The 10,513-nt window shown below is 44.9% G+C and carries 10 protein-coding genes and 1 riboswitch; of the genes, 9 read left to right on the forward strand and 1 reads right to left on the reverse strand.

The annotated features are described in order from the left end of the window. From WMO75_RS17430 to WMO75_RS17470, 9 genes are all read left to right on the forward strand, one after another. A partial coding sequence (locus WMO75_RS17430) for a zinc ribbon domain-containing protein (protein ID WP_349078606.1) occupies positions 1-220 on the forward strand: 220 nt, incomplete at its 5' end. Between the two features lie 220 nt (positions 221-440). Next, positions 441-1,790: an MATE family efflux transporter gene (locus tag WMO75_RS17435; protein WP_022214670.1), complete on the forward strand. Its 1,350-nt coding sequence runs from the start codon at positions 441-443 to the stop codon at positions 1,788-1,790. A gap of 175 nt (positions 1,791-1,965) precedes the next feature. After that, positions 1,966-2,448: a LeuD/DmdB family oxidoreductase small subunit gene (locus tag WMO75_RS17440; RefSeq protein ID WP_022214671.1), complete on the forward strand. Its 483-nt coding sequence runs from the start codon at positions 1,966-1,968 to the stop codon at positions 2,446-2,448. 2 nt (positions 2,449-2,450) lie between these two features. After that, positions 2,451-3,701, forward strand: coding sequence for a 3-isopropylmalate dehydratase large subunit (locus tag WMO75_RS17445; RefSeq protein WP_349078609.1), 1,251 nt, complete (start codon positions 2,451-2,453; stop codon positions 3,699-3,701). A 51-nt stretch (positions 3,702-3,752) separates the two neighbouring features. Continuing rightward, on the forward strand, positions 3,753-4,244 hold the full coding sequence (locus tag WMO75_RS17450; RefSeq protein WP_118252989.1) for a LeuD/DmdB family oxidoreductase small subunit: 492 nt from the start codon (positions 3,753-3,755) through the stop codon (positions 4,242-4,244). Positions 4,245-4,257: 13 nt separating this feature from the next. Continuing rightward, complete coding sequence (locus tag WMO75_RS17455; protein ID WP_118252991.1) at positions 4,258-5,502, forward strand: 3-isopropylmalate dehydratase large subunit; 1,245 nt, start codon at positions 4,258-4,260, stop codon at positions 5,500-5,502. Between the two features lie 189 nt (positions 5,503-5,691). Next, positions 5,692-5,791, forward strand: a riboswitch (glycine riboswitch). 155 nt (positions 5,792-5,946) lie between these two features. Further along, positions 5,947-7,362 (forward strand): alanine/glycine:cation symporter family protein, encoded by a 1,416-nt coding sequence (locus WMO75_RS17460; RefSeq protein WP_349078611.1) that lies wholly within the window; start codon positions 5,947-5,949, stop codon positions 7,360-7,362. Between the two features lie 76 nt (positions 7,363-7,438). Beyond that, positions 7,439-7,906, forward strand: coding sequence for a TspO/MBR family protein (locus WMO75_RS17465; RefSeq protein WP_022214676.1), 468 nt, complete (start codon positions 7,439-7,441; stop codon positions 7,904-7,906). A 297-nt stretch (positions 7,907-8,203) separates the two neighbouring features. Further along, a complete protein-coding gene (locus WMO75_RS17470) occupies positions 8,204-9,574 on the forward strand; it encodes an NAD(P)/FAD-dependent oxidoreductase (protein WP_022214677.1) in 1,371 nt (456 codons plus the stop codon). A 77-nt stretch (positions 9,575-9,651) separates the two neighbouring features. On the opposite strand, the gene WMO75_RS17475 is transcribed toward WMO75_RS17470, so the two are convergent. Further along, complete coding sequence (locus WMO75_RS17475; protein WP_118698675.1) at positions 9,652-10,326, reverse strand: hypothetical protein; 675 nt, start codon at positions 10,324-10,326, stop codon at positions 9,652-9,654. Positions 10,327-10,513 lie beyond the last annotated feature (187 nt).

Below are 10,513 nucleotides of genomic sequence, written 5' to 3' on the forward strand. Positions count from 1 at the left end.
GCTTGGATATAAGCTGGAAGAACGTGGTAAATATCTTATAAAAGTAGACCGTTATTTTGCATCCAGTAAGATATGCAGCGTATGTGGGAATAAGAAGAAAGAACTGGTTTTGTCAGAACGGACATACATATGTGAATGTGGAAACCGGATGGACCGGGATGTGAATGCAGCTGTCAATATCCTGGAAGAAGGAAAAAAGATATATAAAAAGTGTGCGTAGCGGCACATAGAAAAATCTGTAACCAGATAAAAAAGAACCGCGGGACACGCGGGGATAGCCTGTTTTAGCTTTGCCCTGAAGGGTGATCGAGCAGGAAGCCTCCACTTCAAAATCTGTAAGATTTAAGTGGTGGGAGCATGTCACAGGAACATAATGTCAGAGGCGGCATGACCGCCGGTAATTTTTACAAATTGTTTTATGGGGAAGTTGAGGTGGAAAAATGGAACAGCAACAGCATATGTTCACGAATCGCATGATCCGGAATCTACTTATTCCGGTCGTGCTGGAACAGTTGTTGAACTCGATCATGGGAACTGCGGATACCATGATGGTGAGTAATGTCGGTTCGGCGGCAATCTCGGCGGTATCGCTGGTGGATTCCATCAATGTGCTCGTCATTCAGGCATTTTCCGCACTGGCAGCAGGCGGTGCGATCGTCTGTGCACAGTATATCGGGCAGAGAAACAAAGAAAAAGCAAATGAATCTGCAAGACAGGTGTTGTTTATCATCACAGCCATTTCAGTAGCGGTGAGTCTGATCTGCCTTGTTTTCCAGAAACCACTTCTGAGACTGATCTTTGGCTCAGTCGAAGCGGAAGTTATGAGGGCATCAGAAATTTATTTCTTTTATACAGCCCTGTCCTTCCCGTTTATCGCGGCGTATGATTCAGCAGCATCTATTTTCCGTGCGCAGGACAATACCAGAGGTCCTATGACCATTTCCATGATCTCCAATGTGATGAATATCGCCGGAAATGCCATTATGATCTGGGTTTTCCACATGGGAGTAGCAGGTGCGGCACTTTCTACACTGATCTCCCGTATTTTCTGTGCGGTAGTAGTACTGATCCAGCTTCGAAAAGAAAGGGAAGGTCAGGAGATCGTAGTACGTGATTATTTCAAGATCCGTCCGAACTGGTCCATGATAAAAAGAATCCTCGGAATCGGAATCCCATCCGGTGTTGAAAACAGTATGTTCCAGCTGGGTAAACTGGCAATCCAGTCCACGGTATCTACTCTGGGAACAGCAGCGATCGCAGCACAGGCAATGACAAACATTCTGGAAAACCTGAATGGTATTGCAGCGATCGGTGTAGGGGTAGGTCTGATGACGATTGTCGGTCAGTGTCTCGGCGCAGGAAGAAAAGACGAGGCAGTCTACTACATAAAGAAGCTCTGCGTAATTGCAGAAATCGTAGTACTGACAAGCTGCCTGATCGTATTTGCACTGACAAAACCAGTCACGATCCTTGGAGGCATGGAAAAAGAAAGTGCAGATATGTGTTTCCATATGGTGATGTGGATCACGATCATGAAACCGCTTGTATGGACCATGGCATTTGTTCCGGGGTATGGGCTCCGTGCGGCAGGAGATGTGAAATTTTCCATGATCACATCCTGCTGTACGATGTGGGCATGCAGATTCTGCCTCTGTGTATTTCTGATCAGAGTCATGGGCTTCGGACCGATGGGAGTCTGGATCGGAATGTTTGCAGACTGGACTGTCCGCAGTATTATTTTTACCTGGAGATTCCACAGTCGCAAATGGCTGCAGCATAAAGTAATATAGAGAGTATAATTTAAAAAGTCTGGCTTTCACGATAGAACATGAGATGAAGGCCAGGCTTTTTTATAATGTTTCGCATCGAATGCATAATTCTTATAAATATCCATTTTGCTAATGGTGGATTTTGTGGTAGAATAGAGAGAAAATGAATAGTTATACATGGAAAGGAATCATTATTATGGAAAAAGGTACAATTTTTAAATTTCATAATGACCTTGATACAGACCAGATCATTGCATCCCAGTATCTGCTTCTGCCGAACCTGGATGAGATGAAAGGTCATGCATTTGAATCATTAGATCCTGATTTTGCAAAGAAAGTAAAACCAGGAGATTTCGTAGTAGGCGGCGAGAACTTCGGCTGTGGTTCTTCCAGAGAGCAGGCACCGGGCGTCCTCAAAGCACTTGGTGTACAGGCAGTCATCGCCAAATCCTTCGCAAGAATTTTCTTCAGAAATGCGATCAACATCGGGCTTCCGGCAATCGTCTGTAAAGATCTTCCGGATGATGTACAGACCGGAGATACCATGGAACTTCATATGTCCGACGGTACAGCAGTTGCAAACGGCAAGACATATACCTGTACCAAACTTCCGGAATATATGCAGGGAATTCTGAATCAGGGCGGTCTGATCGCTTCACTGAACAAGGAGGAGAAATAACCATGGGAATGACAATTGCAGAAAAAATCATCGCAGCAGCAGCCGGTGTAGACAGCGTCAAACCTGGCGATATCCATACGGTACAGCTTGACCGTCTGATGAGCAATGACGGAACTACTCATCTGACTGTAGATATGTACAAAAACAAGCTGAACCATCCGCACATTGCAGATACAAAGAAACTCGTTTTCATCGTTGACCACAACGTACCGTCTGACTGCCCGAAGACAGCAGCATCCCAGAAGAAGATGAGAGACTTTGCAAAAGAAAACAACATTGATTTCTGGGAAGGCAAGGGTGTCTGCCACCAGGTTATGATCGAGAATTATGTTCGCCCGGGTGAACTGATCTTTGGCGCAGACAGCCATACCTGTTCTTATGGTGCACTTGGCGCATTCGGTACCGGTGTCGGATGCACAGACTTCCTCTATGGAATGGTGACAGGAACTTCCTGGGTACTGGTTCCGGAATCTGTAAAATTCAACCTCATCGGTAAGCTTCCGGAAGGTGTGACTGCCCGTGACCTGATCCTTACCATCATTGGTGAAGTAGGTGCAAACGGATGCAACTATCAGGTAATGGAATTCACCGGAGAAGGTGCTAAGACTTTAAGCATCAGTGACCGTATGACTCTCTGCAACATGGCAGTAGAGGCAGGTGCAAAGGCCGGTATCTTTGAAGCAGACGAAAAAGCCATGGAATACCTCAAAGAACATGGACGTGAGCCAAAAGCTGTATTCCACAGTGATCCGGATGCAGAATACGTAAGAGAATATACTTTTGACCTCAGCAAAGTCCGCCCGGTAGTCGCAAAACCGGATTTTGTAGACAATGTTGTTCCGGCAGAAGAAGCATGTGGAATCGAGATCAACGAAGCATTCCTTGGCTCCTGCAACAACGGACGTATCGAAGATCTGCGCGTAGGTGCCGAGATCATCAAAGGAAAGAAAGTATCTGACAAGGTACGTTTCCTCGTTGTTCCGGCAAGCCAGACAATTTACCGTCAGGCATTAAAAGAAGGCCTGATCGACATTTTCATGGAAGCAGGTGCGATTGTTATGAACCCGAACTGCAGTGTATGCTGGGGAAGCTGTCAGGGTGTTATCGGTGAAAACGAAGTCCTGATCAGTACAGGAACGCGTAACTTCAAAGGACGTGCAGGACATCCAAGTTCCAAAGTATATCTTGGATCCGCAGCGACTGTTACAGCATCTGCAATCGCAGGAAAAATCGCACTGCCATCTGAAATCTGATAAAGTACAACAGAAACACCTACAATATATTCAGTGAGGAATACATAGATTATGGAAAAGTTTACAGGTAAAGTATGGGTACTTGGCGATGACATTGATACCGATATCATCATCCCGACCGAGTATCTGGCACTCAAAACAATCGACGATATGAAACAGTATGGATTCAGCCCGCTCCGTCCGGAACTGGCTGGACAGATCCAGAAAGGCGACATCATTGTTGCCGGCAAAAACTTCGGCTGCGGTTCTTCCAGAGAGCAGGCACCGGAGATCATCAAAGCACTGGGCGTTCAGTGCGTCATTGCAAAATCTTTTGCAAGAATTTTCTTCAGAAACTCCATCAACAACGGACTTCTGCTGATCGAGCAGCCGGATCTTCACGATGATATCAAAGAAGGAGATACCGTGAACGTTGTGATGAATGAACATGTTGACTATGATGGAAAACAGTACCCGATCGCTTCTCTGCCGGAGAACCTGATGAGCATCATCCAGGCCGGCGGACTTGTAAAAGCCATGCGTAAACTGAATGGACTGGACTAAGGAGGAGAAGCAGATGGGCGAAACAGTTATCGAAAAGATTATCAGAAACAATGTGGGTCATGCCGTAAAACCTGGCGATATCGTAACAGTCAATGTAGACAGAGTGATGATCCATGATATTTTTATTCCGTTTGTTGCGGATAAATTTGAAGAAATGGGATTCAAGAAATTATGGGATCCGGATAAGGTAGTTCTGATCTATGATCACCTTGTTCCGGCAAGCCAGCTTGATGATACCAGACATTTCCATACAGGAGATGCTTTTGCAGAGAAATACGGAATGAAAAACGTACACAGAAGCGACGGAATCTGCCATCAGCTGATGACAGAGGCTGGCTATGTCAAACCGGGCAACATCGTATTTGGTACAGACAGCCATACAACTACTTATGGATGTGTTGGCGCATTTTCTTCCGGTATCGGATATACAGAGATGGCAAGTATCCTCGGAACAGGAACCATGTGGATTAAAGTTCCGGAGACCATTAAAGTTGTGATCGAGGGAGAGCTTCCGGAGAACGTGATGTCCAAGGATGTGATCCTGCGTCTGATCGGTGATCTCGGTGCAGATGGCGCTACTTACCGTGCACTGGAATTCACAGGAAGTGCAGTAAAGAATATGTCCGTGGCAAGCCGAATGACCATGTCAAACATGGCAATCGAAGCTGGTGCAAAATGTGCTCTCTTCACACCAGATGAAAAGACAGCAGAATACTGTGAGATTGAACTGAACGATTTCCAGAAGAGCCTTGTCGGCGATGAGGACGCAAAATACATCAAGACTGTAACTTACCGTGCAGAGGACCTTGTTCCGGTCATGGCATGCCCGTCACAGGTAGACAAGATCCGTGACGTCAGCACTCTTGAGGGAACTGAGATCGATCAGGTATTCATCGGTTCCTGTACAAATGGCCGTCTGGAGGATCTCGCAGCAGCAGCGGAAGTCCTCAAGGGCAAAAAAGTTGCTGACTATGTAAAACTGATCGTGACACCGGCAAGCCGCAAGATCTACAGACAGGCGATCGAGCTTGGTATTCTGGACACTCTGGCAGAAGCAGGTGCAATGATCACACATCCGGGATGCGGACTGTGCTGTGGACGTGCAGGCGGTATCCTGACAGACGGAGAGAGTGTTGTGGCGACAAACAACCGTAACTTCCTTGGCCGTATGGGAACTTCCAAGGTAGAAATCTATCTGGCATCTCCAAAGACGGCAGCAGCATGTGCGATCGCAGGTAAGATCGTCAGCCCGAAATAAAACATCAAAAGACGCCAAAAAAAGTCAAGAGGGAAGAATATTTTTTCCCTCTTGACTTTTTTATGATTTAGCACTATAGTATAACGCAGTAACAGCAATAACGAGGAGAAGTTTGCAGGAAAGAGGCGCATGCCCACCGAAGGAGTAAAACTCTCAGGTATCCGTAATATCGGACACAAACTGCAAATGGATCGTTTCTCTGGAGACGCCTGTTTTATTACAGGGGCCGAAGGTGCAAGCGACGCGCAAGCGTCTTGAATCTCTCAGGCAAAAGGACAGAGGATGCTATGACCTAATTACATCCTGAATTCTATTTTTTGATTTTTATCTATTTTTTATTGTCTGATATTATTAGATTCTTACCAGTCTATCTGAGAACGATTCTTTATCTTTATTCCCTTTTTATGATGCTGAAAAATACATACAGAAGGAGAACTTTTTGAGATGTGGGAAGCAATCAACAATTTCTTAGTTGCAGTGGATGACAAAGTCTGGGGCGTGCCGCTTATGGTACTGATCATAGCCGGTGGTGTTCTTCTTACCAGCAGACTTGGGCTGCTTCAGGTACGCCGCCTTCCATTGGCACTGAAATGGATGTTTAAGAATGAAGAAGAGGGAGACGGTGAGATCTCCAGTTTTGCAGCTCTGTGTACAGCATTGAGTGCAACAATCGGTACCGGTAATATCGTAGGTGTTGCAACAGCAGTCTGTGCCGGAGGTCCGGGAGCACTTTTCTGGATGATCGTGGCAGCATTCTTCGGAATGGCAACCAAATATTCTGAAGGTCTTCTGGCGGTAAAATACCGTGTGGTTGCAGAAGACGGACACAGTCTTGGCGGACCATTCTACTATATTGAGAAAGGTATGGGACCGAAATGGAAATGGCTTGGTAAGATCTTTGCATTCTTTGGTGTCTGTGTAGGTCTTTTTGGTATCGGTACATTCAGCCAGGTAAATGGTATTTCAAGTGCTGTACAGAACTTCTTTGATCCGGACAAGACAAACTGCATCAATATCCCATTCCTGGGACAGTATTCCGTAGCAGTTGTTGTTTCTTCTCTGATCCTTGCATTTTTCGTAGCAGCGATCCTGATTGGAGGAGTAAAACGAATTGCAGCAGTCAGCCAGATCATCGTGCCGTTTATGGCAGTAATTTATATCATCTTTAGCGTTGCCCTGATCATCTGCAACATTACAGAGATCCCGAATGCAATCGTAACTGTTGTTACAGCGGCATTTAATCCTAAAGCAGTGACAGGTGGTGTTGTTGGTTCTATGATCGTAGCAATTCAGAAAGGTGTTGCACGAGGAATCTTTTCCAACGAAGCAGGTCTTGGTAGCGCTCCGATCGCGGCAGCAGCAGCGCAGACAAAAGAGCCGGTACGTCAGGGTCTTGTCAGCATGACAGGTACTTTTATTGATACGATCCTGATCTGTACCATGACAGGACTTTCCATCGTCCTGACAGGTGCATGGCAGGTAGAGGGAATCGAGGGTGTACAGGTTACTACCTATGCATTCCAGCATGGACTTCCGCTTCCGGCCAAGTTCACAGCGTTTGTACTGATGCTCTGCCTCGTATTCTTCGCATTTACAACAATCCTTGGATGGGATTATTACAGTGAACGTTGTCTCGAATACCTGACAAACGGACACAAGACGAAGATCATCGTATACCGCTGGTTATATATTTTTGCAGTATTCATCGGACCATACATGACAGTAAGTGCTGTATGGACTATCGCAGATATCTTCAATGGTCTGATGGCAATCCCGAATATGATCGCACTGTTCGCACTGAGCGGAGTCGTTGTGAAAGAAACCAAAGCATTCTTCAAAGCAGAGAAGCATAAAATGTAAATAAAATTTTGGAAACGCATAATTCCTTCTGTTCTTCATACACTAGACAGTGATGATGAGAACAGGAGGAATTTTTTTGAAGAAAAAAACAAAAACTCTGCTGACCGCGCTGGCGGTGCCGCTGGGAGTTGGGGCGGTTTCGGGATTTCTTACGCAGGGAAGCATGGATACGTTTGAAAAATTAAAACAGCCGCCTCTGACACCGCCGGGCTGGGTATTTCCTGTGGTATGGACAGGACTGTTTGCCATGATGGGAACAGCATCTTACCTTGTGGCAATTTCGCCGAAAACAGAAAAGAGAAACAGAGCACTGTTCTTGTATGGAGTGCAGCTTGCAGTAAATTTCCTGTGGCCGGTATTTTTCTTTAATGCAGGATGGTATTTCTTTGCATTTGTATGGCTTGTGCTTCTGTGGTATCTGGTGTACCTCTGCACGAAAGGATTTTCGGATATCTCCAGGAACGCAGGATACCTGATGATCCCGTATCTTGTATGGCTGACTTTTGCAGGTTATCTGAATTTCTTTATCTTTCTTTTAAATTAAGCGGAAGCACTGTCTGAAAATGGCAGTGTTTTTGTGTTTTACGGAAAAACATCTGATTTTCATACAAAAACAACACTTGACAAAGCGATGGCAATCCTGTAGTATAGATTAGGAATATGATTAACGTTAAAGATTACAGTAACCATTTTTCCAACTGCCGTAATGAATGGAAGTGACAGGATCCGTCACGAGAAATTCTGCGACAGCTTTTTTTATGCAACAGGACTGTGGGTTCTGCTGTATATGGATGAGGGATATAAACAAAAAGGGAAGTAATGCTTACAAGGAGGATAAGGCATGAACTATGATGTGATCATTATCGGCGCTGGTCCTGGAGGAATTTTTGCAGCGTATGAATTAATGAAAGAAAAGCCGGACTGCAAAGTGGCAGTTTTTGAAGAGGGATACTCCCTTGAGAAGAGAAAATGCCCGATCGACGGCAAGAAGATAAAGAACTGTATCAACTGTAAGAGATGTTCCATCATGTGCGGTTTTGGCGGTGCAGGTGCATTCTCTGATGGAAAATATAACATCACCAACGATTTCGGTGGAACTCTGTATGAGCATATCGGTAAGAGCCAGGCAATCGAGCTGATGAAATATGTTGATGATATCAACATGGAATACGGTGGTCAGGGAACTAAGCTTTATTCCACAGCAGGAACCAAGTTTAAGAAACTCTGCCTGCAGAACAAACTGAACCTTCTGGATGCATCTGTACGTCATCTGGGAACGGATATCAATTATATCGTTCTTGAGAACCTGTACAATGCAATGAAAGATCATGTAGATTTCTACTTCGACACACCGGTACAGAAACTGGAGATCCTGGAAGACGGTTACCGTGTGATCTGCGAAAAAGGAACTTACGACTGTAAGAAATGTATCGTTTCCGTAGGACGAAGCGGAAGCAAATGGATGGAGACTGTCTGTAAAGATCTGAACATCCCGACAAAATCCAACCGTGTGGATATCGGTGTCCGCGTGGAACTTCCGGCAGTTATCTTTTCACATCTGACAGATGAACTGTATGAGAGCAAGATCGTCTACCGTACAGAGAAATTCGAAGATAACGTCCGTACTTTCTGCATGAACCCGAACGGAATCGTAGTAAACGAAAATACCAACGGCATCATCACTGTAAACGGACATAGCTATGAGGGTGATGAGAAAAAGACCGATAACACCAACTTCGCACTTCTTGTTTCCAAACATTTCTCCGAGCCATTTAAGGACAGCAATGGATACGGCGAAAGCATCGCAAGACTTTCCAACATGCTTGGCGGCGGTGTTATCGTACAGCGTTTCGGCGACCTTGTCCGCGGACGTAGAAGTACCGTGAAACGTGTTGAGGAAGGCCTCGTAACACCGACTCTCACAGCAACACCTGGAGACTTAAGCCTCGTACTTCCGAAACGTATCCTGGACGGCATCATCGAAATGATCTACGCCCTGGACAAAGTAGCTCCGGGAACTGCAAACGACGATACCCTTCTGTACGGCGTGGAAGTTAAATTCTACAACATGGAAGTTGAGATTGACGACAACCTCGAAAGCTGCCACAAAGGTCTGTACGTGATCGGAGACGGAAGTGGCGTCACCCACTCCCTGTCCCACGCATCCGCAAGTGGTATTTACGTAGCAAGACATATTGTAGAGCAGAACTGATAATTATAATATACTAAGAAGCCCCCACAAAACGTGAGAAAACGATTTGTGGGGGCTTTTTATGTGAATAATTTTGACTATTTCATATCTGCCAGTGAAATAAACGGAAGTTCCGCATATTCATACTTATTCTTGATAGAAGCTGCATCTGCTTCTGAAATAGAAGTAAATTCATCTGCATTATACTCAGTTGAAGCTGTTGTGCTGAAGAACCACGGATTCTGCGGATTTCTTTCTTCATCATAGACCACGGATTCTTTTAAGTTCAGCTGTCCGTCAGTATAAGTATAATAATGGTACAGGGACAGAAAAGCACTGCCGGAAGCTTCATTGGCTATAGTGTTGTCTTTGCACAGATAATATCTGTCGCGTTCACCGCTGGTAGTGACCAGAGAAAGCCTTCCGTTAACAAGGGTGTACATATCAAAAAACATTCCCTCATAACTGTCAGTGCCATCGTCAATGGCACCTATAAACAGTTCTGCGGTACCATTATTATCAATATCCTGAAGAAAATATCCGAGTTTATTGATATCTGAATAATATCCTGCCAGATAACAGAGATTATTTTCCTGAAACTGGCTGATATTCCATGCGGCAGAAGCACCGTCATAATATTTCTGCACGATTTCTTTATATTCCGGATAATCAGCAAGGGTTTCGGTGTCCGCAGCATAAACAGAGGTAAGACCGCCTATTGTAAGTACCATGGATGCAGATAAAAGACCGCAGATTAGTTTCTTCTTTTTCATTTTGAATCCTCCTTAGAGAGTAGTATTTATATTAAGTATACTTCTATTATATATTATGCACAAGCAAATTTGTGTCTGGATACTCAAGTTACCGTGAACGGAGTGATAATACAGTTACTGTTCACTCCGTTCACAGTAACTTGGTCAAAATGCATTCCAAATCACCTTCGGTGATGGCATTTTGCCC

Source organism: Blautia intestinihominis (assembly GCF_040096655.1).
GTDB classification, from domain to species: Bacteria; Bacillota; Clostridia; order Lachnospirales; family Lachnospiraceae; genus Blautia_A; species Blautia_A intestinihominis.